The 25,154-nt window shown below is 67.3% G+C and carries 26 protein-coding genes; 18 read left to right on the top strand and 8 right to left on the bottom strand.

The genetic code is table 11. The annotated features are described in order from the left end of the window. Positions 1-8: 8 nt before the first annotated feature. From E6A21_RS14430 to E6A21_RS14420, 3 genes are read right to left on the bottom strand one after another with little or no spacing between them, the layout of a single operon-like run. Positions 9-1,238 carry an ABC transporter permease gene (locus E6A21_RS14430; RefSeq protein ID WP_246036529.1) on the bottom strand — a complete coding sequence of 410 codons (1,230 nt, stop codon included), beginning with the start codon at positions 1,236-1,238 and terminating at the stop codon, positions 9-11. Further along, on the bottom strand, positions 1,235-1,987 hold the full coding sequence (locus E6A21_RS14425) for an ABC transporter ATP-binding protein (protein ID WP_138444866.1): 753 nt from the start codon (positions 1,985-1,987) through the stop codon (positions 1,235-1,237). Before E6A21_RS14425 ends, E6A21_RS14430 begins: the two co-directional genes overlap by 4 nt. Continuing rightward, positions 1,956-3,536, bottom strand: a complete 1,581-nt coding sequence (locus E6A21_RS14420; RefSeq protein WP_171041416.1) for an efflux RND transporter periplasmic adaptor subunit — start codon at positions 3,534-3,536, stop codon at positions 1,956-1,958. Before E6A21_RS14420 ends, E6A21_RS14425 begins: the two co-directional genes overlap by 32 nt. A gap of 188 nt (positions 3,537-3,724) precedes the next feature. Between E6A21_RS14420 and E6A21_RS14415 the strand changes: the two genes are divergently transcribed. The 6 genes from E6A21_RS14415 to E6A21_RS14390 all read left to right on the top strand — a co-directional run bounded on the left by E6A21_RS14415 (position 3,725) and on the right by E6A21_RS14390 (position 9,886). Further along, a complete protein-coding gene (locus tag E6A21_RS14415) occupies positions 3,725-4,732 on the top strand; it encodes an ABC transporter ATP-binding protein (protein WP_138444864.1) in 1,008 nt (335 codons plus the stop codon). Beyond that, positions 4,729-5,601, top strand: coding sequence for an ABC-2 transporter permease (locus E6A21_RS14410; protein ID WP_138444863.1), 873 nt, complete (start codon positions 4,729-4,731; stop codon positions 5,599-5,601). The genes E6A21_RS14415 and E6A21_RS14410 overlap by 4 nt, the downstream gene beginning before the upstream one ends. A 22-nt stretch (positions 5,602-5,623) precedes the next feature. Continuing rightward, on the top strand, positions 5,624-6,934 hold the full coding sequence (locus E6A21_RS14405; RefSeq protein WP_246036527.1) for a sensor histidine kinase: 1,311 nt from the start codon (positions 5,624-5,626) through the stop codon (positions 6,932-6,934). After that, positions 6,931-7,653 (top strand): response regulator, encoded by a 723-nt coding sequence (locus E6A21_RS14400; RefSeq protein WP_138444862.1) that lies wholly within the window; start codon positions 6,931-6,933, stop codon positions 7,651-7,653. The genes E6A21_RS14405 and E6A21_RS14400 overlap by 4 nt, the downstream gene beginning before the upstream one ends. Before the next feature lie 189 nt (positions 7,654-7,842). Beyond that, complete coding sequence (locus E6A21_RS14395; RefSeq protein ID WP_138444861.1) at positions 7,843-8,574, top strand: glutamine amidotransferase; 732 nt, start codon at positions 7,843-7,845, stop codon at positions 8,572-8,574. A gap of 22 nt (positions 8,575-8,596) precedes the next feature. Further along, positions 8,597-9,886 (top strand): M18 family aminopeptidase, encoded by a 1,290-nt coding sequence (locus tag E6A21_RS14390; RefSeq protein ID WP_138444860.1) that lies wholly within the window; start codon positions 8,597-8,599, stop codon positions 9,884-9,886. 40 nt (positions 9,887-9,926) lie between these two features. On the opposite strand, the gene E6A21_RS14385 is transcribed toward E6A21_RS14390, so the two are convergent. Then, positions 9,927-10,601 carry a DUF1345 domain-containing protein gene (locus tag E6A21_RS14385; protein ID WP_138444859.1) on the bottom strand — a complete coding sequence of 225 codons (675 nt, stop codon included), beginning with the start codon at positions 10,599-10,601 and terminating at the stop codon, positions 9,927-9,929. A 295-nt stretch (positions 10,602-10,896) separates the two neighbouring features. On the opposite strand from E6A21_RS14385, the gene rpsF reads away from it, so the two are divergent. The 6 genes from rpsF to E6A21_RS14355 all read left to right on the top strand — a co-directional run bounded on the left by rpsF (position 10,897) and on the right by E6A21_RS14355 (position 14,608). After that, the gene (rpsF, locus tag E6A21_RS14380) at positions 10,897-11,202 is read left to right on the top strand and encodes a 30S ribosomal protein S6 (RefSeq protein ID WP_138444858.1); all 306 of its coding nucleotides are present in this window, start codon (positions 10,897-10,899) and stop codon (positions 11,200-11,202) included. A gap of 61 nt (positions 11,203-11,263) precedes the next feature. Beyond that, a complete protein-coding gene (locus tag E6A21_RS14375; protein WP_138444857.1) occupies positions 11,264-11,845 on the top strand; it encodes a single-stranded DNA-binding protein in 582 nt (193 codons plus the stop codon). A gap of 73 nt (positions 11,846-11,918) precedes the next feature. After that, entirely contained in the window at positions 11,919-12,158 is a 240-nt protein-coding gene (rpsR, locus tag E6A21_RS14370) for a 30S ribosomal protein S18 (protein WP_010144869.1), read from the top strand. Between the two features lie 19 nt (positions 12,159-12,177). After that, positions 12,178-12,630 (top strand): 50S ribosomal protein L9, encoded by a 453-nt coding sequence (gene rplI / locus E6A21_RS14365; protein WP_138444856.1) that lies wholly within the window; start codon positions 12,178-12,180, stop codon positions 12,628-12,630. Positions 12,631-12,802: 172 nt separating this feature from the next. Further along, a complete protein-coding gene (locus E6A21_RS14360; RefSeq protein ID WP_138444855.1) occupies positions 12,803-13,450 on the top strand; it encodes an FMN reductase in 648 nt (215 codons plus the stop codon). A 21-nt stretch (positions 13,451-13,471) separates the two neighbouring features. Beyond that, on the top strand, positions 13,472-14,608 hold the full coding sequence (locus E6A21_RS14355) for a dipeptidase (protein WP_138444854.1): 1,137 nt from the start codon (positions 13,472-13,474) through the stop codon (positions 14,606-14,608). Positions 14,609-14,633: 25 nt separating this feature from the next. On the opposite strand, the gene E6A21_RS14350 is transcribed toward E6A21_RS14355, so the two are convergent. Further along, positions 14,634-15,425, bottom strand: coding sequence for a hypothetical protein (locus E6A21_RS14350; RefSeq protein WP_138444853.1), 792 nt, complete (start codon positions 15,423-15,425; stop codon positions 14,634-14,636). 488 nt (positions 15,426-15,913) lie between these two features. Here E6A21_RS14350 and dnaB point away from each other — a divergent pair, with 488 nt between their 5' ends. Then, positions 15,914-17,305, top strand: coding sequence for a replicative DNA helicase (gene dnaB, locus E6A21_RS14345; protein WP_138444852.1), 1,392 nt, complete (start codon positions 15,914-15,916; stop codon positions 17,303-17,305). Here the strand turns inward: dnaB and E6A21_RS14340 are convergent. Next, on the bottom strand, positions 17,302-18,225 hold the full coding sequence (locus E6A21_RS14340) for a sigma-70 family RNA polymerase sigma factor (protein WP_246036526.1): 924 nt from the start codon (positions 18,223-18,225) through the stop codon (positions 17,302-17,304). The two genes, dnaB and E6A21_RS14340, sit on opposite strands and share 4 nt — an antisense overlap. A gap of 62 nt (positions 18,226-18,287) precedes the next feature. Here E6A21_RS14340 and E6A21_RS14335 point away from each other — a divergent pair, with 62 nt between their 5' ends. Continuing rightward, a complete protein-coding gene (locus tag E6A21_RS14335) occupies positions 18,288-19,076 on the top strand; it encodes an SDR family oxidoreductase (RefSeq protein WP_138444851.1) in 789 nt (262 codons plus the stop codon). A gap of 27 nt (positions 19,077-19,103) precedes the next feature. Here the strand turns inward: E6A21_RS14335 and rbsD are convergent, their stop codons facing one another. Both rbsD and E6A21_RS14325 read right to left on the bottom strand, forming a co-directional pair. Next, on the bottom strand, positions 19,104-19,487 hold the full coding sequence (rbsD, locus tag E6A21_RS14330; protein WP_138444850.1) for a D-ribose pyranase: 384 nt from the start codon (positions 19,485-19,487) through the stop codon (positions 19,104-19,106). Positions 19,488-19,503: 16 nt separating this feature from the next. Continuing rightward, the gene (locus E6A21_RS14325; protein WP_138444849.1) at positions 19,504-20,481 is read right to left on the bottom strand and encodes a ribokinase; all 978 of its coding nucleotides are present in this window, start codon (positions 20,479-20,481) and stop codon (positions 19,504-19,506) included. A gap of 260 nt (positions 20,482-20,741) precedes the next feature. Here E6A21_RS14325 and E6A21_RS14320 point away from each other — a divergent pair, with 260 nt between their 5' ends. The 4 genes from E6A21_RS14320 to E6A21_RS14305 are packed head-to-tail and all read left to right on the top strand — an operon-like array spanning position 20,742 to position 25,152. Next, positions 20,742-21,779: a zinc-dependent alcohol dehydrogenase family protein gene (locus E6A21_RS14320; protein ID WP_246036525.1), complete on the top strand. Its 1,038-nt coding sequence runs from the start codon at positions 20,742-20,744 to the stop codon at positions 21,777-21,779. Further along, entirely contained in the window at positions 21,776-22,444 is a 669-nt protein-coding gene (locus E6A21_RS14315; protein ID WP_138444848.1) for a DUF2291 family protein, read from the top strand. The genes E6A21_RS14320 and E6A21_RS14315 overlap by 4 nt, the downstream gene beginning before the upstream one ends. A 2-nt stretch (positions 22,445-22,446) precedes the next feature. Then, positions 22,447-23,991: a sugar ABC transporter ATP-binding protein gene (locus E6A21_RS14310; RefSeq protein WP_138444847.1), complete on the top strand. Its 1,545-nt coding sequence runs from the start codon at positions 22,447-22,449 to the stop codon at positions 23,989-23,991. A gap of 27 nt (positions 23,992-24,018) precedes the next feature. Then, positions 24,019-25,152 carry an ABC transporter permease gene (locus tag E6A21_RS14305; protein WP_138444846.1) on the top strand — a complete coding sequence of 378 codons (1,134 nt, stop codon included), beginning with the start codon at positions 24,019-24,021 and terminating at the stop codon, positions 25,150-25,152. Positions 25,153-25,154: the final 2 nt, after the last annotated feature.

Genomic DNA, 25,154 nt, shown 5'->3' with positions numbered 1-25,154 from the left:
GGAGGGCTCTATTCGTAGCGGAGGGCGTCGATGGGACGGAGCTTCGCGGCCTTGTTGGCCGGGTAGATGCCGAACACGAGCCCGATGCCTGCGGAGACGACGACACTCAGCCACACCGTCCACCACTGGACCTCGGGGTGGACGCCGGCGATCGTGAAGCTCGAGGCGCCGAAGCCGATGAGGATGCCCACGATTCCGCCGAGGACAGAGATGATCAGCGACTCGATGAGGAACTGCATCACGATGTTGCCGCGGGTCGCCCCGATTGCCTTCCGGATGCCGATCTCGCGCGTCCGTTCCGTGACGGTGACGAGCATGATGTTCATGACGCCGATGCCACCCACGAGGAGGCTGATGCCCGCGACGGCGCTCAAGAGGACCGTGAGCGTCTGGGTGGTCGTCGTGGCGGTCGAGAGGATCTGCGCCTGGTTGCGGACCTGGTAGTCACGGTTGGCGCTCGTGACGCGATGCCTGGCGTCGAGGATCTGCTGGATCTCGTTCTGCGCCTGGGTCATGACGTCCGAGCTCTTCGCCTGGACCTGGATCGAGGAGAGGCTCGGCGAGTAGCCCGTGAACTTGTCCTGCGCCGTCGCGAAGGGGACCATCGCGACGTCGTCCGGATCGTTGAGCCCGCTCGTGCCCTTCGGGCCGAGGACGCCGACGACGGTGAAGTTCTGGCCGTTGAGCGAGACGGTCTGGCCCACGAGCGTTGCGACATTCGTGGCAAGGTCGACTGCCACGCTGTTTCCGAGGACGACGACGGGCTGACCGGCGTCGGAATCATTGAGGATGCGTCCGGCCGCGGCAGCGAAGTTCGTGATGCCGAAATAGGAGGGCGTCGTTCCGAGCGTGGAGGCTATCGAGTGCGTCGAGGAACCGAGCGTCGCCGTGACGGACTGCGCCTGGATCACGGGTGCCGTCGTCGCGATGTCCGGAGCGAGAACAGGGTCGTCGAGCGACTGCTGGTCGCTGCTCGTGAGGTTGGTCGACTGGGTCCGCGTGCTCGTCGCGCTCCCGCCCGTCGTGCGGCCGCCGGTCGACTGGGCCCGGTTGACCGTGAGGACGTTGGTTCCGAGCTTGTCGATCTGGTCCTTGATCATGTTCGACGTGCCCGCCCCCACCGCGAGGAGCGTGATGACGGCGCTGATGCCGATCACGATTCCGAGCGTCGTGAGGACTGAGCGCATCCTGTTCGCCGAAATGCCGGAGAGCGCGAAGCGTACGGCCTCCGCGATCACCGCACGACTCCTGTGTCGGCGATGATCTTGCCGTCCTGCATGCGCACGACCCGCTGCGCCCGCGCCGCAACCTCCGGCTCGTGCGTGATCATGACGATCGTCCGGCCGCGGGCGTGCAGCGACGCGAAGAGGTCGAGGATCTCCTCGGACGAGTGGGTGTCGAGGGCCCCAGTGGGCTCGTCCGCGAGCAGCAGCACGGGTTCGGTGACGAGGGCCCGGGCGATCGCGACCCGCTGCTGCTGACCGCCCGAGAGCTGGGACGGGAGGTGGCCGGCGCGCGCCGAGAGCCCGACGGCGTCGAGGGCCTCGAGTGCCCGGGCGTGCCGGACGCGCCGGGGCACCTTGCGATATGCGAGGGGCATCGCGACGTTCTCGACGGCGCGGGTGCGGGGGATGAGGTTGAAGCTCTGGAAGACGAAGCCGATCTTGCGGTTGCGGATCTGGGCCAGCTGGAACTCGTCGAGCTCACCCGTCTCGATGCCGTCCATGAAGTAGCGGCCGGACGTGGAGGCGTCGAGGCAGCCGATGATGTTCATCATCGTCGACTTGCCGGAACCGGAGGCGCCGACGATCGCGACGAACTCCCCCCGGCCGATGGTGAGGTTCACGCCGTCGAGCGCGCGCACCTCCGCCTCGCCCTGCCCATAGCGCTTGCTGATGCGGTCCAGCGCGATGACCGGACGTCGTGCCGGGCGGCCGGCCGGTGCCGTCCAGGCCTCACTTGCCGGTGCTGGAGTTGCTGCCGCCACCCGTGCCCCCTCGCGTGCCCGAGCCGCCGTTGCCCGAGCCCCCGCCGAAGCCACCGGCTCCGCCGAGGCCGCTCCCGCCGAGGAGGCCGCGGTTGGTGTTGCCCTGCGTGCTCGTGTCCGTGCTTGTAGTGACGCTCGGGAGGACGATCTGGTCGCCTTCGTTGAGCCCCGAGTCCACCTCCGTGCGGCCGTTCGCGGCGATCCCGGTCGTGATGGCAACCGTCTGCTCGCTCCCGTTCCGCTCGACAGTGACCGTCTCGCGGCCGCCCGTCGATGCGATCGCGAGGGATGGGACCACGAGGGCGCCCTCCGCCGTCGCGGTCGTGACCAGGATGTCGGCGCTCTCGCCGAGGCGCACGGCGGCGGGCGGGTCGGCGATGGAGACCGTCACCGGATAGGTGACGACGCCGTTCGTTGTCGTCGACGTCGCGGCGATCGCAGTGACGGTTCCGGTCACCGCAGGGGCGTTCGCGGCCGCCTTGATGGCCGGGAAGGTGAAGGTGGCGGCTTGGCCCACCTTCATGTTCGCAACATCGGATTCCGAGAAGCCCGCGACGACCTGGAGGTGGCCGGTGTCGGTGAGCGTGACGAGCCCCGAGTTCGACGACGAGGACGACGCCCCGGCCGCCCCGCCGCTGGAGGCACCGGAGCCGCCTGACCCGCTCGAAGCGGACGACGCCGAGGAGGTGGCACCCGAGCCGCTGCCGGCGCTGGCACCGACCACCGCGCCGATTGCTGTGACGGTGCCGTCCGAGGGAGCCTTCACCGTACAGTCGGCGAGGTTGGTCTCCGCCGTCTGGAGCGCGATCTGGGCCGTCGTCGTATTCCCCGTAGCCGAGTTCGCCTGCGAGTTGGCGGCCGAGTTCACGGAGACCTGGGCTGACGCTATCGCCTGCTGGTCCTTGAGCACCGTCGACTGCTGCTGGTTCTGGGCCTGGGTCAGCGCCTGCTGATCCTTCGTGAGCTGAGCCTCAGCAGCGGTGAGCGCAGTGGCGGCCGAGGTGCTCTTCGGGTCTGCAGTGGCGTTCGCCTGATCCTGGGTGACCGTTGCCTGATCGCTGTCGACCAGCTTCTGTGCGTTGGCCACTCCGTCCGCCTGCTGCTGGGCGTCGAGCCGCTGCGTCTGCTGAGCATTGGTGAGCTGCTGCTGCGACTGGGCGACGGAGTTCGCGGCCGAGGCGGCCTGCTGGTTCTCCTGCGCGGACGCGGCCTCGAGCGCGGCCTGAGCGGAGTCGACCGCATTCTGCTCGTTCGTCGGGTCGATGTCCACGAGTTCCTGACCGGCCTTGACGGCCTGGCCCACGCTCACCTTCACGGCGGTCACCGGGCCCGCGCAGTTGCCCGCACCGACCGCCGTCGTCGTCATCGAAGACACGTTTCCGGACGCCGTCGCCGTCGCCTGGACGTTCGCCCTGCTCACCGCGACAGTCCGGGCGCTGACCGTGCTGGCCGGCTTCGCGGTGGCGGTGATGGTTGCGAAAGTCCCGCCTGCCAGCAGGATGGCGGCCGCGCCGAGGGCAGAGTTGATCGCGACGGTTCTTCGGTTCACGCGAGGAACGTAGAGGCGGATGCTATGTCTTTGCTGTGCGGAACCCGAACGTAAACCGTGGGTTACCAATGTGACGGCAACCCTTAGTCCTCGAGGAGGATACGGTCCACCCAGGTTCATCCCCCGGAGCGTCGCGTCGCGGCGTCGTCACCCCTAGCGTGGAACCGTCAGCCAATTCAGGAGGGGACATGATCCAGGCAACCGACCTGGCGAAGGTCTACGGCGCCAAGACTGCCGTCGACGGCGTCACGTTCACCGTCCAGCCCGGCCGCGTGACCGGGTTCCTCGGTCCGAACGGAGCCGGCAAGTCCACCACCATGCGCATGATCATGGGTCTCGACGCCCCGACGCGGGGAAGCGTGACCGTCAACGGCGCACCCTACATAAGGCATCGGGCCCCCCTGCGTGAGATCGGCGCACTGCTCGAGGCCCGCGCGGTGCACCCGGGACGGACCGCGTACAGCCACCTCTCGTCCCTCGCGGCCACGCACGGCATTCCTGCGAAACGGGTGGACGAGGTCATCGAGATGACCGGACTCGGCGCAGTCGCGAAGAAGAAGGTCAAGGGATTCTCGCTCGGGATGGGGCAGCGGCTCGGCATCGCCGCCGCCCTGCTGGGCGATCCGCAGGTCGTGGTCCTCGACGAGCCGGTCAACGGCCTCGACCCGGAGGGCGTCGTGTGGGTGCGGAACCTCGTGAAGTACCTCGCGAGCGAGGGCCGCACGGTGTTCCTCTCGAGCCACCTCATGAGCGAGATGGCACAGACCGCCGACCACCTCATCGTGATCGGCCGGGGCCGCATCCTCGCCGACGCGCCGATCGCCGATGTCATCGCGAGCCAAGGCAAGGCCAGGACCCGGGTGCGGACGGACCGCCCCGAGGAGTTCTCGCGCCTCCTCGCCCGCTCGGGCGTGACCATCCAGACCCCGGAGCACGAGGTCCTCGAGGTGGGCGGCCTCGACCCGCGCAGCATCGCCCAGACCGCCCTCGACCACCAGGTCCTCGTCTACGAGCTGACGCCGCTCCAGGCGTCGCTCGAGGAGGCCTACATGCAGCTCACGAAGGACGACGTCGAGTACCGCTCGCACGATGCGAGCCGTCACGACGAGCCACCGACGCCGACCGCGGACGGCACTCCCGCCGGGGCCGCGTCCAGCCCCCAGGCTCCCAACCACACGCAGGAGGCAGCGCGATGAGCACCGCGGTCCACTCGCACAGGCACTCCGCGGCGCCTCAGGAGCGCCTCGCGGGACCGAACTTCCTTCGCGTCCTCAACTCGGAGCGCATCAAGTTCCTCTCACTCCTCTCGACGCGCATCCTGCTGCTGTGCGGCGTCGTCCTCCTCGTCGGCTTCGCCGCACTCCAGGCGTGGGGCATAGGGCAGGTCACGAGGAGCGTGCAGAACGGCGGGACCGCTGGCCCGCGCGCCGAGGCTCTCGACACGACGTCGGCAATCCTGCACCTCCCCGCCGCTGGAGTCTCCTTCGCGCAGCTCATCGTCGGCGCACTCGCCGTCCTCATGATCAGCTCGGAGTTCACCACAGGCATGGCGCGCGCGACGTTCGCGGCCGTGCCCACCCGTTGGCCAGTCATGGCTGCGAAGGGCGTGTACACGATCGTCGTCGGCTTCGTGCTCACCTACGTGGGCGCGTACATCGGTGGGCTTGTCGCCCAGCCCATCCTCGGCAACTACAACCTCCACCTCGACATGGGGGCCTGGGACGTCCAGCGGTTCATGCTCCTCAACGCCGTGTACGTCGCTGCCGTTGCCCTCATGGGCCTCGCGCTCGGCGCGCTCCTGCGGAACTCCGCCGGGGCGATCGTGACCCTGGTGGCGCTCCTGTTCGTGCTGCCGATCATCTTCCAGCTCATCCCCGGCGACTTCTTCACGGAGGCACGCAAGTACCTGCCCACCAACGCCGCGGACGCGATGTTCGAAGCGGGCTCGAGCGGCGCCCTCAATACTGCGTACCTGGAGCCCTGGCAGGGGACGCTCATCCTGGCGGCCTACGTCGTCGTGCTGCTCGGCGCCGGTTTCGTCACTCTGCGACAGCGGGACGTCTGACGAAACGGCAACAATGGACATCATGTCCCGCGTGATCAAGACGGGAGGTGCGCAGCCGGCAGGCAGCGCACCTCCCGCAGGCGTTCCCGACGCGGCTGCTGCCCCTGCCCGGATGCCGGAACCGCTGGGGGCCACCGCACCCACCTCGGCGCTGCCAGCGCGAAGGGGCCGACTCCGGCAGTTCCTGTACGAACACCCCCTCGCCATGGACGGGCTCGTCGTGTTCGCCAGCACCGCGCTCTCGATCAGCTCCCTCGTGGAGACGGCTCGGGGCGGATTCTGGTGGCAGTTCGCCGTCGTGCTCCTCTCGCAGGCAGCGCTCATGCTGCGCCGCCGCGCGCCATGGCCGCTTCTGGCCGGGATCGTCGCGGCAGACGCCGTCGTCCTGTTCGCCACCCCCGAACTCGGCAGCATGAGCGCGGCTGTCTGGTTCGCGCTGTACGTCGTCGCGCTCCGGCTCCGTACCGTCTGGGCGCTCGTCGTCGCCGTCACAGCGAGCCTCCCGGCAGCCGCGTACTTCGCCTTCGCATACCGGCCGGGGGAGGAATTCCTCGCCCAGCACGGTCCCTTCATCGGCCTCGTCGCGTCGGTGTCGGTGGTCCTCTCGAACCTCGTTGCCATTGGAGTGGGGATCGTGGTGCGAGGTAACCGCATCCACCAGGCCGAAGTGCGCGCGTGGGCAATCCGGCGCGCCCAGCTCGCGTCAGTCCAGGAGCGGAACCGGATCGCGCGCGAGATGCATGACGTCGTCGCCCACTCGCTCACCGTCATGGTGGCGCTCAGCGACGGGGCGGCCCGAGCCCTCGACCGGGACCCAGAGAAGGCTCGCTCGGTGCTCGGCGAACTCTCGAGCACTGGGCGTGCCGCGCTCGCCGACATGCGCCGCGTCCTCGGAGTCCTGCGCGCGGACAGCGGCGCCGTGGGGCGGAAGCCCACCCCGGGCGGGCTCCAGGCGCTCGTCGACGGTTTTCGGGCGGCAGGCCTTCCCGTCGTCCTGACCCAGGAGGGCGAAAACCTTCCCGACGACGCCGCATTCCAGCTCGCCGTCTTCCGCATCGTCCAGGAATCCCTCACCAACGTGCTGCGGTACGCGAGGGGAGTGGGGCGCGTCGACGTCCTCGTCGCCCGCGACCGCAGCCTGGTCCGGGTCCGGATCGACAACGACGGCGGAACGGCGCCGGACGGCGAGGACCCGGCGCTCGGGACGGGCGGGGGCCTTGCAGGCATGCGAGAACGGGCCGCCATCTTCGGCGGTTCGTTGACAGCGGGACCGCGCCCCGGCGGAGGGTGGCGGGTCGAAGCCCAACTGCACTGTACGGAAGGGGACCAATGACAGCCCATCCGGAGGACCCCTCGACCCCGGACGAACGCAGCCTCCGACTCCTGCTCGTGGACGACCAGCCCCTCCTGCGCGTCGGGTTCCGCATGGTCCTCGAGTCCGAGGAGGGCATCGAGGTGGTCGGCGAGGCCGGCGATGGTGCGGAGGCCGTGCGCCTCACGCGCGAGCTCGCGCCCGACGTCGTCCTCATGGACGTGCGCATGCCGAGGATGGACGGGATCGAGGCAACGCGCCTCATCGCTGCAGCCCAGTCGCCGGCACGGGTCATCATCCTCACGACCTTCGACCTCGATGAGTATGCGTTCGCCGGCCTTCAGGCTGGTGCGTCCGCCTTCCTTCTCAAAGACGTCGCCCCCGCCGATCTCGTGCAGGCCGTCCGGCTCGTCGCGAGCGGCGACGCCGTCGTCAGCCCTCGCGTGACCCAACGGCTCCTGGAGACCTACGTTCGAGCGGTCGCCGGCGGCGCCAAGCCCCACGAAGTCCAGCCAGACCCGCTCCTCCAAGACCTCACCCCGCGTGAGCTGGAGGTGCTGCGCGCCATCTGCGAGGGGCTCAGCAACGCGGAGATCGCCGGACGCCTCTACCTCTCAGAGGCGACGGTCAAGAGTCATGTGCGGCGCATCCTCTCGAAGCTGCACCTCCGGGACCGCGTGCAGGCGGTCGTGTACGGGTACGAGACCGGCCTGGTCGTCCCGAGCAACCCCGATTACTGAGGCACAGCTGGCCCGGGCGGCATCGCTGGTCCGGGCTGGTTCTTCCCGCCCGGTTGTTTCTCCTCAATCAGTGGTGGCCTCGGCGTGTCGGGGCGGACCCGCCACGTGCCTAGGTGGAAGTGGGCCAGCGGAACGCCGCATCACCCGAGTCCCCTTCCGGCCGCCTAATGCGCGGAGCAGAATGTCCGCATGCGCCCGTTCCTGCTCCTCGCTACGCGCGACAACGACGTCGTCGCCGACGACGAGTACCGAGCGTTCTGCGAATACGGCGGCCTCGACCCGGACGAACTGCGGCGGGTGCGCGTCGAGGCCGGTCCCCTCCCCGAGATCGACCTCCACGAGTTCTCGGGGGTGATCCTTGGCGGCAGTCCGTTCACGGCGTCGGATCCCGTGGAGGAGAAGAGCCCCGAGCAGCTCCGCGTCGAGGCAGAGATCGGCAGGCTCCTGGACCGGATCGTCGAGGAGGACTTCCCATTCTTCGGCGCGTGCTACGGCGTCGGGCTGCTGGGCCGGCATGAGGGCGCGGTCGTGGACCGTCGCTTCGGCGAGCCAGTCGGGCCGGTCCGTGTGAAGCTGACCCCGGCTGGCCTCGTCGACCCGTTGTGCGCGGGCCTGCAGCCTTCCTTCGACGCGTTCGTCGGCCACAAGGAGGCCGTGCGGACGCTGCCCTCGAACGCGGCGCTGCTTGCCGGCTCGGCGAGCTGCCCGGTGCAGATGTTCCGCTTCAGACGCAACCTCTACGCGACCCAGTTCCATCCCGAGCTGGACCTGCCCGGCCTCGAACGCCGCATCGACGTGTACCGCCATTCTGGCTACTTCCATCCTGACGAGGCGGACGCGGTCAAGCAGCGCGCGCGGGAGGCCAAGGTCTACGAGCCGCAGCGGATCCTGCGGAACTTCGTGGAGCGCTACGCCCGCTGACGCGCTGGCTAGACTCGGGACCATGCCTACCGCTGCCCATCGCCACGCTCAGGATCTCGGCCGTTTCGTCGTGGCCTCGCCGTCGAGCTTCCACGCGGCGCACGAAGGCGCCCGCCGGCTCGCGGAAGCCGGGTTCCGGGTGCTGACGGAAGCGGAGGAATGGCCGACGGCGCCGGGAGGCTACGCGGTAGTCCGGGACGGCGCGCTCATCGCATGGGTCGTGCCCGACGGCGCAGGCCCCCTCACACCGTTCCGGATCCTCGGGGCGCACACGGACTCGCCCTCTTTCAAGCTCAAGCCCAAGCCGACCACCGGTGCCTTCGGCTGGCTGCAGGCGGGCGTGGAGGTCTACGGCGGCCCCATGCTCAACTCATGGCTTGACCGGGAACTGCGGCTTGCGGGGCGCATCGTCACGGTCGACGGCGCCGAGCACCTCGCCGCGACCGGCCCCCTCCTGCGCTTCCCCCAGCTCGCGATCCACCTCGACCGCACGGTCAACGAAGGCCTCACGCTCGACCGGCAGCGCCACATGAACCCGGTGTGGGGCTTGGGCGAGGTGAGCTCGGCGGACCTGCTCGGCCTCGTGGCGCGGGAAGCGGGGGTCGATCCCGAACTCGTGGGCGGCTACGACCTCGTGGTCGCGGATGCCCAGGAGCCGGCGGTGTTCGGCGGGAACGACGAGTTCTTCGCGTCGGGCAGGCTCGACAACCTGTCGTCCGTCCACGCAGGGCTCACCGCTCTAGCCCGCGCGTTCGACAGGACCGGCGAGTGGGCCGGTGACCCCGTCATCCCCGTCCTGGCCGCCTTCGACCACGAGGAGGTCGGGTCCTCGACGCGTTCCGGTGCGTGCGGCCCCTTCCTCGAGGACGTCCTGGCCCGCATCGGGGACGGCCTCGGCGCGACTCCGACCGACCGGCGCCGAGCGTTCGCCGCCTCCTGGCACGTCTCCGCCGACGCAGGGCATGCGGTCCACCCGAACTACCCCGAGAAGCACGACCCGGCGAATCGCCCCGTGCTCAACGGCGGCCCGCTGCTCAAGATCAATGCCCAGCAGCGTTACGCTACGGACGCCGCAGGCGCGGCTCTCTGGGCGCGGCTCTGTTCCGAGACCGAGGTTCCGTACCAGGAGTTCGTCTCCAACAACGACGTCCCTTGCGGCTCGACCATCGGCCCCCTCACCGCGACCCGGCTCGGGATCCGTACGGTGGACGTGGGTGTGCCGCTGCTCTCGATGCATTCGGCACGCGAGCTCGCTGGCGTGCAGGATCCGTGGCGGCTCGCGCTCGTTGCGGAGCGCTTCTTCGTGAATTGATGGCGCCTAGGGCCAACCGCTCTCCGGGCGGCTGAGAGGCTCAGCCGCCCTGGGTCGCCAGCCCGATCACGAGGTTGATCGTCGCGGCGAGGATGACGGTAGAGAAGACGTAGCCGAGGATGCCCTGTTTGAGCGCCTCCGTGCGGATCTGCGTCGTGGTCAGGTTGGTGTCGGAAACCTGGAACGTCATCCCCAGGGTGAAGCCGAGGTACGCGAAGTCTGTGTACTTGGGTGCGACGTCCTGATTGAACTCGACGCCTCCTGGCTTCGCCGCACTGTAGTAGAGCTCGGCGTAGCGCAGGATGAAGATCGTGTGGAGCAGGAGCCAGGATGCGGCGACGACGAGGACCGCGAGGAGGGCGAGGGTCACCTTCCCTGCGCCCTTGGCCTGATTGCCGGAGACCATGACCATGATGACGGCGACGATGGCGGCCAGATTCGCGCACAGGATGAGGAACTCGCGCGTGGTCCGTCGAGGATCCTCTTCGCGGGCATGGTTCCGGGTCTCGTCGGCGTTCATCGGGAGGATCCTGGTCAGGACCCAGATGTCGTAGAGGAGCGCGGCCGCGCCCCAGCCCGCCGCAGCCGCATGCCACCACGAGGAGAAGAGGCCGGTCAGGACGGCGGCGACGATGCCGACAGCCAGCATCGCCCACATCCTGCGGCTGGCGGTGACGGCGCGAGGCGAGCGTGAGGAAACGGGCTGTGAGGTCATGGGACGATCCTCGCACCGGCGCATCGCGAGCATCGACTGTGCCTCCACAATGGCGGCGACGGCGTGTCGTCCACAACGCTGCTGAGAGGACGGACGACGGCGGTGGGCGGCTATAGCGTGGTGGTCATTGGAGGGGAGCGCTCACCCCGCTGGGTCCCCGGCGCAGGATCCGGTAGCATAGGGAAGTCTGTGCTGCGGTCGGTCGCTCAAAGGCTGGCGCGCGCGGACGAACGCAAATGAACCTCCTGTTGCGGAGAGACCGCAACCGCTTAGCCCAAAGGAGGTGGGTTCACATATGCGTGCTTACGAACTGATGGTCCTCGTCGATCCCGAGGTCGACGAGCGCACCGTGCAGCCGTCGCTGGACAAGTTCCTGAATGTGATCACCACCGACGGTGGAACCGTCGACAAGGTGGACATCTGGGGTCGTCGCCGTCTGGCCTACGAGATCAAGAAGAAGAACGAGGCCATCTACGCCGTCGTCAACTTCACTGCTGAGCCGGCCACGGCCCAGGAGCTTGACCGTCAGCTGAACCTCAACGAGACGATCATGCGCACCAAGATCATCCGCCCCGAAGACCAGAAGGTTTCCGCCAAGTAGTCTTGGCGTGAATCCCTTCGCTCATCCGTAAGAACGTCCAAGGCTCGGACCAGGAGGCAGCATGGCAGGCGAAACCACGATTACGGTGATCGGCAATCTGACGAACGATCCGGAACTCCGGTTCACGCCGTCGGGCTCTGCCGTGGCCAATTTCACGGTGGCTTCCACGCCGCGCACCTTCGACCGCCAGTCGAATGAGTGGAAGGACGGGGAGACCCTGTTCCTCCGCGCATCCATCTGGCGTGAGGCTGCCGAGAACGTTGCAGAGTCCCTCACCAAGGGCATGCGCGTGATCGTCAGCGGCCGGCTCAAGAGCCGTTCCTACGAGACCAAGGAAGGCGAGAAGCGCACCGTCATCGAGCTCGAAGTCGACGAGATCGGCCCGAGCCTGCGCTACGCCTCCGCCAAGGTGAACCGCACCCAGCGCTCCGGCGGCCAGGGCGGGAACTTCGGCGGTGGCAATGCCGGAGGTAACTTCGGCGGCAACTCCGGAGGCTACGGAGGCAACCAGGGTTCGCAGAACCAGGGTGGCTCCGGCGGCTGGAGTGGCGGCGGCGCGCAGAACGACGATCCGTGGGCAACCCCGGGCGTCAGCAACTCGGGTGGTTGGGGCAGCGGTCCCGACACCGAGCCGCCTTTCTGATCACTGACTGATCACTTACATCAACCATCCCGTGGCATAGCCACGGGCTCCGCGAGACTGAAGGAGCTCCACGATGGCCAAGGCTGAAATCCGCAAGCCGAAACCAAAGTCCAACCCCTTGAAGGCCGCTGACATCACTGTCATCGACTACAAGGACGTCGCCCTGCTGCGCAAGTTCATCTCGGACCGCGGCAAGATCCGCGCCCGCCGAGTGACCGGCGTGACCGTGCAGGAGCAGCGGAAGATCGCGCAGGCGATCAAGAACGCCCGCGAAGTTGCCCTGCTCCCCTACTCCGGCGCTGGCCGCGGCTGAGAAGGGAAGCTGAAGAACCATGGCAAAGATCATCCTGACCCAGGAAGTGACCGGACTCGGCACCCCTGGTGACGTCGTCGAGGTCAAGGACGGCTACGCCCGCAACTACCTCTACCCGCGTGGCTTCGCGCTGCGCTGGACGCGTGGTGGCGAGGCACACGTCGAGGCGCTCAACGCCGCGCGTGCCGCCAAGGCCCACAAGACGCTCGAGGCTGCTCAGGAGCAGGCTGCTGCTCTTGCGAAGACCCCGGTGCGCCTCGAGGTGAAGGCCGGCAAGGAGGGTCGCCTCTTCGGCACCGTCCGCACCGAGGCCGTCGCCTCCGCCGTCGAGGCCGCTGGCCTCGGCTCGGTCGACAAGCGCAAGGTCGTCCTCCCCGGCCACATCAAGGCGACCGGCAACTACGACGTCACCGTGCGCCTGCACGACGAGGTCACCGCGACGATCAACCTCCAGGTTGTCGCCCCGAAGTAGTTCCGTGCCAGCCGGATGGCTGTTGGACTGAGAGAGGGCCCCCGCCGAACACGGCGGGGGCCCTCTTGTCCTTCTCGTCTTGCGAGACGTTCCGTGGTCGGGAATAGGTTTGAGGCCCCCTCGGTTGTGGAGGTAGATGCAAATGCATGGATTCGGAGGGAGACCAGACATCATGGGTGCGAAGAAGATCGTGGTCGTCTCAGCAGGCCTCGGGACGCCGTCCTCGAGCCGCCTTCTCGCTGACCAGCTCGCTGACGCGACTGTGCGCCAAGCTGCCGAGCTCGGGACTGAGACCCGCGTGGCGGTCTACGAGCTGCGCGATCTCGCCGTCGACATCGCGAACAACTTCGTGACGGGCTATGCCACCCCGAGGCTCGCGGAGGCCATTGACGCAGTCGAAACGGCGGATGCCCTCATTGCGGTCTCGCCGGTCTTCAGTGCGTCGTACAGCGGCCTGTTCAAGTCGTTCATCGACCTCTTGGACAACAAGTCCCTCGAAGGGAAGCCCGTGCTGCTGGGTGTGACAGGCGGCTCCGAGCGCCACAGCATGGTCCTCGACTTCGCCATGCGCCCGCTCTTCAGCTATCTGCGCGCCAAGACCATTCCCACCGCGGTCTTTGCGGCTCCGATGGACTGGGGGTCGGGTTCCGAGGGCGATCCGACCCTCGCGGGCAGCCTGAGCTCGCGGGTCGAGCGGGCAGCGTCGGAGCTCGCTTCAGAGCTCGTGGAGGACGGCTCCGTCCGAGCCCCCAAGGTCGCGACGCGGCCGGAGGACAAGAGCTTCGAAGAGCTCCTTTCGGACCTCACGGGACGGAACTGACCGTCGTCGTACGATGGCGGGATGCATTCGGAGCGCGTCTACGCCCCCGTCGTCGACGGACACAATGACCTTCCCTGGGCCCTTCGCCAGGATTTCGGCTACGACATCTCGGCCGCGGGCCTCGATGTCGGCCAGCCGCGACTTCACACCGACATCCCCCGTCTGGGCCGGGGCGGCGTGGGAGCCCAGTTCTGGTCGGTGTTCGTCCCTTCGACCCTGACGCCGGAGCAGTCCGTCGTGGCCACGCTCGAGCAGATCGACTGCGTGCACCGGCTCGTCGCGGCCTACCCGGAGACGTTCGAGTTCACTCGGACTGCCGCCGAGGTCCGCGCCGCCGTCGAGCGCGGCCGTATCGCGTCGCTCATGGGTATGGAGGGCGGGCACAGCATCGCCGGATCACTCGCCGTCCTCCGGGCCATGGCGGAGCTGGGAGTCCGCTACATGACCCTCACGCACAACGACAGCCTTCCCTGGGCCTCCTCCGCGACCGGCGAGGGCGAAGATACTGGACTCAGCGATTTCGGCCGGTCTGTCGTCGTCGAGATGAACCGTCTGGGCATGATCGTCGACCTCTCCCACGTCTCCGAGCGCACGATGCACGATGCCCTCGACACGACGCGCGCGCCAGTGATGTTCTCCCACTCCTCGTGCCGCTCGGTGTGCGGCCACGCCCGGAACGTCCCGGACGCCGTCCTCGAGCGACTCCCCGACAATGGCGGTTTGCTCATGGTGACGTTTGTGCCCAAGTTCGTTTCCGAGGCCTGTCGCGAGCATGCGGAGGCCGTCCAGGCGAAGCGCCTCGAGCTCGGCCTTCCGGTGGGGTTCCACGACGTCGCTCCCCTGGAGGACCCGACTGCAGCCGAAGCCTTCACGGTTTGGCTGCGGGAGCATCCCGCGCCGAAGGCGAGCATCGCCGACGTCGTCCGTCACCTCGAGCATGCGCGCGACGTCGTCGGGCCGCGGCATCTCGGCCTCGGCGGCGACTTCGACGGCGTCCCCGAGCTTCCCGAGGGGATGGACGGGGTGGCTGGCTATCGGCCCCTGCTCGATGCCCTCGCCGAACGGGGCTGGTCGCGCGACGAGCTCGACGCGCTCTGCTTCGAGAACGCGCTGAGGGTGCTCGAGGCTACTGAGGAGGCAGCGTCGCCCCTGGCGTGACTCGCGTGACTGGCGTGAGGTCGTGTCAGAGGAGCTCGACGAAGGCGCGCGCCTCTTCGATGCTGATGTCCGAATGGCGCCAGAGCATCCGTGCTGCGTCCTCGGCGTCGCCGATCTGCGCGAGCGCCTTGATCTCGGCGTAGATCTCGTCATTCAGCAAGTTGCTCGCCACCTCGAGCGTCTGCTGCCCGTTGCTGACGATGGCGCGATAGCGGTAGGGGTAGCGGGTCGTCGAGCGCTCACCGAGAGTCGTCGGCACCTTGGGCTTCTGCGAGGACGACGGCGGTGCCTCCTCGCGCGGGTGTGGGGCCGCAGGCGCGGGGACAGCGGCGTCCGGCTCGCTCCGTCCGGCCGCTTCGTCTGCGGTCCCGGGCACGGCGTGTTCGTCGGCGGAATCGCCCACAGGCCCGGCGTGCAGGCTGCTGCCCGGCTGGGCGGCCTCGTCCCGGGGCAGCCCTTCCTTGGGCAGGTCCTCCTTCGGAAGGACCTGTTCGCCCACACGTCCCGCGCGGCCCCCGAAGGCCTGGGGGTAGCGGTCCATCAGGAGGACGGCGTTCCGAGCCTCCACGAGTCGGGTCCCCGTCGCCTGACGGTAGGCGGCGATTGCCTGCACCGTGAGACCTTGGGCGATGAAGGAGTAGACCACGCGATGCTGCTCCTCGTTGAGCTTGGACGAGGCGGCCGCAGCAGCCTCCGGGCCGCCGGGGAGCACCCCGTCCGCCGAGTGCTTGGACCTTCGAGCCCCCCTGCGCAGCATCAGGATGACGATCGCAACGACGCAGAGCAGGATGAGGAGGGGCGGCAGCAGGTTTTCCATCGGAGCTTCCGGGTCGGTGCGGAGGATGTGAACTCGGCCCCAGCCGGGGGCAGTTCCAGCGTAATACGCGGTGGGCGGCCGAGCACCCGGCGGAGAACCAGGAGGTGCGGGCCGACATATGTCGTGCCGGGAATGCTGCACCGGGACTCTATGTGGGGCAAATCACATGTTTCAATCCGGTTGCCTGAAATCACAAACGCTTGCCCAAATATCCCCCGAGGGCCTGTGGATTCCCGATGTGGACAAAATTATTTGTTCCACACTCTGTGGGCGAAGTCTTCGCACGTCAGGGCGCGATTCTGCTACCTCCTGAGAAGATATCCACACTTGTCCACAAGCTGGTGAACATCTGGAAGGAGTTATCAACAGCGATATCCCCAAGGCCTGTTCACTTCAAAGTTCCCGATGTCGGTGGGCACGAGTACGGTCTGTGAGCATCCAGCATTCTGCGCCGCAGTCTGGTCTATCTTCCTTGCGAGGTGCTTCTCATGTCCGCTGCCCAAACCGAGTCCGCTCCCTCCTATCGAGACTCGGACACGGGCCGAACGCCTCCTCAGGACATCGTCGCCGAGCAGTCCGTGCTCGGCGGCATGATGCTCTCCAAGGACGCGATTGCGGATGTCGTCGAGGTTCTTCGCGCCCCGGACTTCTACCGTCCGGCCCACGAGACCATCTTCGAGGCGATCACCGACCTGTACAGCCGCGGCGAGCCCGCCGACGCGGTGACCGTGAGTGACGAGCTCACGAAGCGCGGCGAGATCAACCGCGTGGGCGGCCCGGCGTATCTCCACGAGCTCATCCAATCCGTCCCCACCGCGGCGAACGCGGGCTACTACGCGGAGATCGTGGCCGAGCGCGCCGTCCTGCGCCGCCTCGTGAGCGCTGGGACGAAGATCGTGCAGCTCGGGTACGGGCAGGACGGCGAGGTCGAGGATCTCGTCAATCAGGCCCAGGCCGAGGTGTTCGCAGTCGCCGAGCGCCGTCAGGGCGAGGACTACGTCGCGCTTTCCGAGGTGATGGAGTCCGCGATGGACGAGATCGAGGCCGCCGGCCACCGGGGCGAGGGGATCACCGGCGTACCGACCGGCTTCTATGAGCTCGACGAGCTCACGCACGGCCTGCACGGCGGCCAGATGATCGTCATCGCGGCGCGCCCCGCGGTGGGAAAGTCGACCTTCGCGCTCGACTTCGCTCGCTCTGCCGCGATCAGGCACAGGCTCCCGACGGTCTTCTTCTCGCTCGAGATGAGCCGGAACGAGATCGCTATGCGCCTGATGAGCGCGGAGGCCACCATCCAGCTCCAGGACCTCCGGAGGGGCACGCTCCGCGACGAGCAGTGGGCCAAGATCGCCAAGGTCATGGGTCCGCTCAACGAGTCCCCGCTCTTCATCGACGATTCTCCGAACATGTCGCTCATGGAGATCCGGGCCAAGTGCCGCCGCCTCAAGCAGCAGCACGGCCTCAGGCTCGTCGTCCTCGACTACCTCCAGCTCATGAGCTCTGGGAAGAAGGTCGAGAGCCGTCAGCAGGAGGTCTCCGAGTTCTCCCGTGCGCTCAAGCTCCTCGCGAAGGAACTCGATGTGCCGGTCATCGCCCTCTCGCAGCTCAACCGTGGCTCCGAGCAGCGTCAGGACAAGCGTCCGATGGTCTCGGACCTGCGCGAGAGCGGATCGATCGAACAGGACGCCGACATGGTGATCCTGCTCCACCGCGAGGACGTCTACAACAAGGAGTCGCCCCGTGCGGGCGAAGCGGACATCCTCGTCGCGAAGCACCGCAATGGCCCGACCAAGGACATCGTCGTGGCCTTCCAGGGCCACTACTCGCGGTTTGCCAACATGGCTGCTGATTCGGGCGACGGCGAGGGAGGCGGCTTCTAGGCCGCCCCGCCGGACGGATCTCCCTCAGTGAGCGTCTCCTCAATGAGCGAGATCTCGACGCTCCGGAGGCGCTCCGGATCGGCCACGACGTCGACCGAGGATATGCGGTCGCCGTCGACCGTGAACGCGAGTACGAGCCGAAGGCGGCCCCGCGGCGCAACGACGAGCCCCGGGGCGCCATCGAGCAAGGCGACGCGCGCGAACGGTGCCCGGAGCGCGGAGGCCACTGCTGCCCGAGCCACTTCCTGGGAGCCGCGGAGCATGGCGGCGATGTGTGCGGGGGTGGCGGCGGCGTCGGCCGTCAGCACGACGTCGGGAGCCAGCAGGCTGATGAGCGCCTCGAAGTCTCCCGAGCGGACCGCCGCCAGGTAGGCCTCCACGGCTCGCCGCTGCCTGGCCGCGTCTGGGCTCGGTGCCGCGGATCCCCTGACCCGGCGCCGCGCTCGGCTGGCGAGCTGACGGGCTGCCTCGGGCGTCTTGCCGAGGATCGCTGCGATGCGGTCGAACGGGACGTCGAACATGTCGTGCAGCACGAAGGCCAGGCGGTCGGCTGGCTGGAGCGAGTCGAGAACCACGAGCAGCGCGAGGCCGACGGCGTCTGCCATGAGGGCCTCCTCCTCGGGATCGCTTCCGGGCCTCCGCTCGGCGGGTTCCGGGATGGAATCGTCGAGGGGCAGCTCCCCGTGCGCCACCCGCGACCTCAGGATGTTGAGGCAGATGCGCCCGACGACCGTGGTGAGCCATGCGCCGAGGCTCTCGATGGCCTCCACCTCCGTCGTGGTCAGCCGGACCCACGCGTCCTGCACGGCATCGTCCGCCTCCGAGAGCGACCCGAGCATCCGGTACGCCATGGCGCGGAGCCGGCCGCGCTCAGCTTCGAATCGGCGGGCCAGGAGATCGGAGGCATCCACAGCTGTCACACTCCAGCACCTTCCCGTGTCATGCAAGCACTGGAGACGATGAGGGGGAGAGGAGCACGACCATGGCACAGCCAGTTCTCGTGACAGGTGGAAGGGGCACGCTCGGCCGGCAGGTCGTCGCCCGGCTCAGGGAAGCGGGGCACCCGGTTCGGGTGCTGAGCCGACGCGCGGCGACGTCCGACGACGGCGTTGCGTACGCGAGCGGGGATCTGAACACGGGGGCGGGGATCGACTCGGCGGTCGACGGCGTTGAAACGGTGGTCCACTGCGCGGGAACCCAGAAGGGCGACGGCGACAAGGCCCGCCAGCTCGTCCGCGCAGCTTCCGCAGCCGGGGTCGCCCATATCGTGTTCATCTCCGTGGTGGGCGCGGACGCCATTCCTGTCGACGGAGCCCTGGACCGCGCCGCCTTCGGGTACTTCGCATCCAAGCGGGACGCCGAACTCGTCATAGAGGGATCGGGGATTCCCTGGACTACTCTGCGCGCGACCCAGTTCTACGAGCTCACGCTGCTCACCGTCCGTGCGATGGCGAAGCTGCCGGTCGTCCCGGTGCCCCGTGGCTTCCGCTTCCAGCCGGTGGACTCGGGCGAGGTTGCTGACCGTCTCGTGGAGCTCGCCCAAGCGTCGCCGGCTGGGCTGGTACCGGACCTCGCCGGACCGACTGTGTACCGAATGCAGGATCTGATCCGCTCGTATCTCGAGGCAACGCGGCAGCGCCGCGCGCTCCTCCCCGTCCCGATGCCGGGAGATGCCGCGCGGGCCATTCGGTCCGGGGCCAACCTCTCTCCCGGTCGGGCCGTCGGCCGCAGGACGTGGGAGGAGTTCCTCGCTTCGGCTGGGCGGGCGTGAGTTGGGCCAAGTGACGCGGAATCGACGTCAGAACGGGACGCCGCAGCGGATCCCGACGTTAGCGTATGGCGTGGCCTCTCCGGTGCGGATCAGGATTTTCGCCGAGGCCAGAAGGGATTTGAAGCGCTCGTGCGGGGTGAAGTCGGCATGGGTGAGGCGCTCGCGGATCCATGCCTCCACGCGTCCCCCTCTACATTCTTCCGCGACGAGGGCGGACTCCACCACGAGTTCGTCCAGGAGCGCGTCGAGGACCGCTGTGAAGGATGGCGTCCCCGGTATGAGGGCGAGGTCGACAATGGGCCCGTTGAGGGGAAGGGGCAGTCCGCAATCGGCGATGACAACAAGGTCACCGTGCCCGAGAGTGGCGATTGCACTGCTGAGCGGCGCATTCAGGATTCCACGCTTCTTCATTCGACTGTCTCGGCTCTCATTCGGCTGATTCCGGTAGGACGTCCTCGGGTCCTGGATATGAGGGTTGAGCACCGTGGCGGGTAACGGCAAACGAGCCGACTCGCACTGCGAACCTCACGGCCTCTTCAAGCGGGGCTCCGGTGGCGAGGCGGGAGCTCAATGCGCCGACGAAGGCGTCGCCCGCACCGGTGGTGTCAACTGCCGTGGTGCCTGGGGCCGCAAGCCTGACCGGAGGGCCTCCGTTCGAGAAGATGGCTCCTGCGGCACCGAGGGTGATGACAACGGACGGTATCCCCTCGGCTAGGAGGGCCTCAACCACGTCGCCATCGGTGCCGGTGACCTCTGCCTCCCGGAACATCGCCAATGCAAGTCGTCCCTCGTGTTCGTTGACCACGAGGGGGTCAGCTCGGCGGATGATCTCCTTGTCGAGCGGGATGACTGGCGCGAGGTTCAGGATGAGGCGTGCAGAACCGGAGGCAGCGGCCACAGCTGCAGCATCCGGCGGGATCTCGCCTTGCAGGACGACGACTGCCGCGCTCTCGAGGAGGCCTTTGTGGCTCTGGACGAGGTCTCGGTCCACTCGCGCGTTCGCACCGGGGACCACGACGATGGAATTCTCCCCCGTCCGGTCGTCCACGGTGACGAACGCTTGGCCTGTCGGCCCCGGTACAGCTACGATCCCGGTCAGATCCACCCCCGCGTCGCGAAGGCCTGCGACCGCGAGATCCGCGTAGGCATCGGTCCCAGTCGCTCCGATGAATGCCACCGCTGCCCCGAGGCGCGCAGCGGCCACAGCCTGGTTCGCGCCCTTTCCTCCCGGGTGGACCTCCACCGAACTCGTGACCGTCGTCTCGCCGGGTAGGGGGTGAGTCGGGACCCGGAGGACGATGTCGGCATTGATCGAGCCGACTACGGCGACGAGCCCACCCCCATACGGACCGCCGGCTACGCTCTGGCTCTCGTTGTCCTGGACCCCGCCTCTGCTCACCTGCATGGATAAGTGATTTATCACACGAATGTACAACAAAGCTAACAGTGCGCAGAAGTAGTGCTTGGGACTCCAGTTATTGACAGGCCACAGCGCGCTCCATATGGTGTATCTAACATGGATCGGCGAGCAAGATCACATAAAACATCACACGAAGCTCGCATCCCATTCTCAGGAACGTGGAACGTTCCGACGTGAGAACGGGCAGAAGTACAGGAGTCCAGCGTTTGGCTTGGATGCGCCAATGGGGGCGAGGAACGGGAGCAATGATGCGCGCAGTTGTATTCACAGCAGAGGGCGATCTGGCGCTTGAGGAGCGGCCGAGGCCCGAACCGGGATACAAGGAGATCCTCATCGAGACGGCCGCGGTCGGCATCTGCGGCACGGACACGCACGTGTTCGACGGGGAGTTCGAGGGGACCGTGTTCCCTCTGGTTCCGGGCCACGAGGCGACCGGCACCATTGTCGAACTCGGCGAGGGTGTCAACGACGGGGTCTTCGACTTCAAGGTCGGCGACCACGTCGCCGTGAACCCGAGCACGACGTGCGGCGAATGCGAATTCTGCCTCAACGGGCACCAGAACCTCTGCCGGTTCTGGAACGGCCTCGGCGTCGTGGCGTCCGACGGCGCATCGCAGCAGTTCTTCACGGCCCCCGCCAGCAACGTCTACAGGCTCAAGCCCGAGACAGACCTGTACGAGGCCGCGCTCATCGAGCCGCTGGCCTGCGCGATCCGAGGCTGGGACGTCCTCCCCCGCCGTCTGGGCGACCACGTCCTCGTGTACGGCGCAGGCACGATGGGCCTGCTCATGGCCCAGCTGGCCAAGAAGGCAGGAGCCGCGACCGTCACCATCGTCGACCTCAACGAGGAGCGCCTCAAGACCGCGGAAGAGTGCGGCATCGAGCACCGCTACACCACCCCCGACGACGCCGAGCGGGAGAAGTGGGACGTCGTCATCGACTGCACGGGCAGCATCCGTGCGATCGAAGATGCCCTCACGCGGGTGAAGCCCGCCGGCTTCTTCCAGGACTTCGGTGTGGCCCCCGCCGACCGGACTGCCCAGTTCTCCCCCTTCCGCATCTACCGCGACGAGATCTCCGTCGTCGGGACCATGGCGGTGCTGAACTCCTTCGGGCGCGCCGTCGAACTCTTCGAGGCCGGAGCGATCAACGCCAAGGCGATGATCAGCCACTCCTTCACCCTCGACGACTACCCGCAAGCGCTCGAGATGTTCCGCAGGGGCGAGGGACGCAAGCTGCAGATCCGCCCCAATGACAGCGAATCGCGGGTGCTGATCGGATGAGCGCTGCGACCACCCACACTGCAGTCAAGCGGAAGGGTCTCAACCCGGCCGGCAAGCGATGGATCTGGATAGGCGTGGCGGTCGTGCTGCTGCTGGCGATGTTCTTCAGCACGAAGATCGTACCGGCCGGCTCGGGAGCTGCCCAGGGCCCTGCCGCCTTCAACGCCGCCGACTACGGCAAGCAGCAGTTCCCAAAGCAGCAGGCCTTTATCGACAAGAACGCTGTGGACGCCGCGACCTTGGCCGCGGCAATCCAGGCTGATCCCGCGGCGGCCTCCCAGAAGTACGGGAAGACCACAGACGGGGCTACGTATGTGATCGCGGTGAAGTTCACCGGAGTGGTGGGCAAGGTCCCCGCAGACGGCTACACCCCGATCACCGTCCCGGGCTTGCCGCCGGCAACCAAGGTCGGCCTTCAGCTCGGTCCGGCGATCAACGGCACCGATCTCCGTGACGTCACGGGGGATATTACCCTGAACAACTTCCAGAACCAGATTCAGTTCCAGGACGCAGGCTCTGCCATCAACGACCAGCTCAAGACCGAGCTCAATAGCGTGAACGCACCATCGCTCACCGGCAAGACGATTCAGGTCTACGGGGCCTTCACGCTGATCAACCCCCAGCAGTGGAACGTCACCCCCTCGCGTATCACGGTGGAGAGGTAGCCGTGAGTGAGCAGAGCCGGTCTACCCGGCAGCATGGGGGGGCGCCTGTCCTGTCGGCCCGCGACGTCGTCAAGACTTACGGCGCGACGCAAGCGCTGAAGGGTGTGAACTTCGACGTCCATCGCGGCACGGTGACAACCCTGTTCGGCGAGAACGGAGCGGGCAAGTCCACTCTTATGAAGATCCTGTCCGGGGTCGAGCAGCCGACGTCGGGTCGGATCATCCTGGACGGCGAGGAAGTCGAATTCGTCGACACCAACGACGCGCGCGCTCATGGGATTTCGATCATCCATCAAGAGCTGAGCCTCGCGCCGAACCTTTCTGTCCGAGACAACCTGTTCATGGGCTCGGAGCTGCGGAACGGCCTCGGTGTGGACTACAAGGAGGAGGAGCGCCGCAGCCGTCAGGTGTTGACGGAGCTCGGCCTCGACATCGATCCGCTGACTGCTGTTTCCGAGTTGCGCCTCGGTCAGCAGCAGCTGGTTGAGATCGCCCGCGCCCTGCTTGCGGACTCGCGCATCTTGATCATGGACGAGCCCACATCCGCGCTATCGGCCACCGAGGTGGAGATCCTGTTCGGGGTGATCGACGACCTGACCTCCAAGGGGGTTTCGATCGTCTATATCTCCCATCACCTTGAGGAAGCCCTCCAGGTCACCGACTACGCAGTCGTCCTGCGGGACGGGGCCATCACCGCCAACGCTTTGGCCAAGGAGATCGACCTCGAATGGATCGTCCGCCACATGGTGGGCGAGAACTTTGACCTCGGCTCTCCGCCCACTGGCTATGATTTCGGACCTGTCGCCCTGGACATTGATGAACTCAGCGTGGCCGATCCCAAGGAACCGGGCCGGCTGCTCGTCGACCACCTCTCCCTCCGAGTCCGCGAGGGCGAAATCGTGTGCATCTACGGCCTCATGGGGGCCGGGCGCACCGAGCTCCTCGAGGCCGTCGCAGGAAGGATCCCCACTGCGGGGGGCAGCGTCCGAATGCACGAGGGCGAGATTTCGAGATTGAGCCTCAGAGAACGCCTGGCTGCCGGCCTGGGACTCGTTCCCGAGGATCGGCAGCGCGACGGGCTTGTGCAGACCATGACCGTCGGGCAGAACATCTCGCTGGCCAGCCTCGGCACGTTTGTGAGAGGCCTTTTCGTTTCACGCAATCTCGAACGTGTGCATACCCAGGACGCGATCAGGGACGTGCGCGTCAAGACTGCTGGAGGCGGAGCCCTCATCGGCTCGCTCTCCGGAGGAAACCAGCAGAAGGTCGTCATCGGCAAGATCGTCTCGACTGGACCGAAGGTCCTGCTTCTCGATGAGCCGAGCCGAGGCATCGATGTGGGGGCCAAGGCGGAGGTCTTCAAGCTAATCGCTGAGCGTGCCCGCGAGGGCCTCGCCGTCGTCTTCTCGACGAGCGAAGTGGGGGAGTGCCTAAGCATCGCCCACCGCATCGTGGTGATGCGACGAGGCAGGATCGCCGCCGAGTTCGGGCCGTCCACCAGCAAAGAAGAGATCATGGCCAGCTCCGGTGAAGCGGTTCTGGCGTAGGAAAAGTGACTATTTCAAAGGAATCCCATGGCTGAAGCATCGGTCTCGCGCCGGCGCAATCCCTTCGAGGGCCTGACGATCGGTGCGGTCCTCCTCGAAGCACGTGCGTTCCTTGCGCTCGTCGTGATCTTCGTCGTCTTTTCGCTCCTCGCCCCGAGCGCATTCCCCACCCTTTCGAACATCATCGTGATGTGCCAGCAGGTTTCGGTGTACGCCATCCTCGCAGTGGGCATGCTCGTTGTAATCCTTGACGGCGGCATCGACCTCTCGGTCGGATCCACCCTCGGCCTGTCCGGCATGGTGGCCGGACTCGCGCTCCAAGGCTTCCCCGTCGGCGGGGTTGTCCTCTACCCGCCGGTCTGGGTCGTCGTCGTCATCGCGATCGCGGTCGGGGCGCTGATCGGGCTGATCAACGGCGTGCTCGTCGCACGTCTCAACGTCGCACCGTTCGTAGCGACGCTGGGCACCATGTACGTGATGCGCGGCTTGGCGTCCCTGACAACCAATGGCCTTACCGTCAACAATCTGGGAGGCCGCGGCGACCTCGGCAATACCGGTTTCGAGTGGCTGGGGTTCAACTCGCTCCTCGGCATCCCGGTTGGCGTGTGGATCCTGCTTCTTGTCGCGGTCGTCGCCAGCCTCCTGCTTAACCGGAGCGTCTACGGTCGGTGGCTGTATGCCTCGGGTGGCAACGCTCGGGCCGCCGAACTGTCCGGAGTTCCGGTGAGGAAGGTCCGTGTCCGGGCCTACGTGATCTCCGGCGTGTGCGCTGCAATCGCCGGCGTGATCCTCACCAGCGAACTCACTTCGGCCGGCCCGACGCAGGGCACCTCCTATGAGCTGACGGCGATCGCCGCCGTCGTCATCGGCGGCGCGTCCCTCAGCGGCGGCAAGGGCACCGTGCGTGGCACGCTGCTCGGCGCTTTCGTCATCGGCTTCCTTGCAGCCGGCCTGACCATCGTGGGCATCTCGGCTTACGTGCAGACCGTCTTCACGGGCGCCGTCATTGTCCTGGCGGTCCTTCTGAACGGCATCCAGGTCAGGCGCCGTCGACGCGCACGGGACGGCGCTGGGTCTCCTCCGGCCCCTTCCCCACTGCCCCCCTCCGCAGCCGACAACGGCGGCTCGGTTTCGTCAGCTCTAAACAATAAGGCCGTCTGAGC

This window comes from Sinomonas susongensis (assembly GCF_005877005.1).
In the GTDB taxonomy this organism is placed as follows: Bacteria; Actinomycetota; Actinomycetes; order Actinomycetales; family Micrococcaceae; genus Sinomonas; species Sinomonas susongensis.
Note: the sequence above shows the minus strand (reverse complement) of the source record. Positions and strands in the feature narration are given on the sequence as shown.

What these genes read in the sequence shown, in the direction of transcription:
- E6A21_RS14395 (WP_138444861.1), top strand. Translation starts at nt 7,843, where the DNA reads ATGCGCCCGTTCCTGCTCCTCGCTACGCGCGACAACGACGTCGTCGCC.
- E6A21_RS14315 (WP_138444848.1), top strand. Translation starts at nt 21,776, where the DNA reads ATGAGCGCTGCGACCACCCACACTGCAGTCAAGCGGAAGGGTCTCAAC.
- E6A21_RS14325 (WP_138444849.1), bottom strand. Translation starts at nt 20,481, where the DNA reads ATGCAGGTGAGCAGAGGCGGGGTCCAGGACAACGAGAGCCAGAGCGTA.
- E6A21_RS14320 (WP_246036525.1), top strand. Translation starts at nt 20,742, where the DNA reads ATGATGCGCGCAGTTGTATTCACAGCAGAGGGCGATCTGGCGCTTGAG.
- E6A21_RS14305 (WP_138444846.1), top strand. Translation starts at nt 24,019, where the DNA reads ATGGCTGAAGCATCGGTCTCGCGCCGGCGCAATCCCTTCGAGGGCCTG.
- E6A21_RS14355 (WP_138444854.1), top strand. Translation starts at nt 13,472, where the DNA reads ATGCATTCGGAGCGCGTCTACGCCCCCGTCGTCGACGGACACAATGAC.
- E6A21_RS14360 (WP_138444855.1), top strand. Translation starts at nt 12,803, where the DNA reads ATGGGTGCGAAGAAGATCGTGGTCGTCTCAGCAGGCCTCGGGACGCCG.
- E6A21_RS14350 (WP_138444853.1), bottom strand. Translation starts at nt 15,425, where the DNA reads ATGGAAAACCTGCTGCCGCCCCTCCTCATCCTGCTCTGCGTCGTTGCG.
- E6A21_RS14390 (WP_138444860.1), top strand. Translation starts at nt 8,597, where the DNA reads ATGCCTACCGCTGCCCATCGCCACGCTCAGGATCTCGGCCGTTTCGTC.
- rpsR (WP_010144869.1), top strand. Translation starts at nt 11,919, where the DNA reads ATGGCCAAGGCTGAAATCCGCAAGCCGAAACCAAAGTCCAACCCCTTG.
- E6A21_RS14415 (WP_138444864.1), top strand. Translation starts at nt 3,725, where the DNA reads ATGATCCAGGCAACCGACCTGGCGAAGGTCTACGGCGCCAAGACTGCC.
- E6A21_RS14405 (WP_246036527.1), top strand. Translation starts at nt 5,624, where the DNA reads ATGTCCCGCGTGATCAAGACGGGAGGTGCGCAGCCGGCAGGCAGCGCA.
- E6A21_RS14375 (WP_138444857.1), top strand. Translation starts at nt 11,264, where the DNA reads ATGGCAGGCGAAACCACGATTACGGTGATCGGCAATCTGACGAACGAT.
- rbsD (WP_138444850.1), bottom strand. Translation starts at nt 19,487, where the DNA reads ATGAAGAAGCGTGGAATCCTGAATGCGCCGCTCAGCAGTGCAATCGCC.
- rpsF (WP_138444858.1), top strand. Translation starts at nt 10,897, where the DNA reads ATGCGTGCTTACGAACTGATGGTCCTCGTCGATCCCGAGGTCGACGAG.
- dnaB (WP_138444852.1), top strand. Translation starts at nt 15,914, where the DNA reads ATGTCCGCTGCCCAAACCGAGTCCGCTCCCTCCTATCGAGACTCGGAC.
- E6A21_RS14335 (WP_138444851.1), top strand. Translation starts at nt 18,288, where the DNA reads ATGGCACAGCCAGTTCTCGTGACAGGTGGAAGGGGCACGCTCGGCCGG.
- E6A21_RS14385 (WP_138444859.1), bottom strand. Translation starts at nt 10,601, where the DNA reads ATGACCTCACAGCCCGTTTCCTCACGCTCGCCTCGCGCCGTCACCGCC.
- E6A21_RS14410 (WP_138444863.1), top strand. Translation starts at nt 4,729, where the DNA reads ATGAGCACCGCGGTCCACTCGCACAGGCACTCCGCGGCGCCTCAGGAG.
- E6A21_RS14400 (WP_138444862.1), top strand. Translation starts at nt 6,931, where the DNA reads ATGACAGCCCATCCGGAGGACCCCTCGACCCCGGACGAACGCAGCCTC.
- rplI (WP_138444856.1), top strand. Translation starts at nt 12,178, where the DNA reads ATGGCAAAGATCATCCTGACCCAGGAAGTGACCGGACTCGGCACCCCT.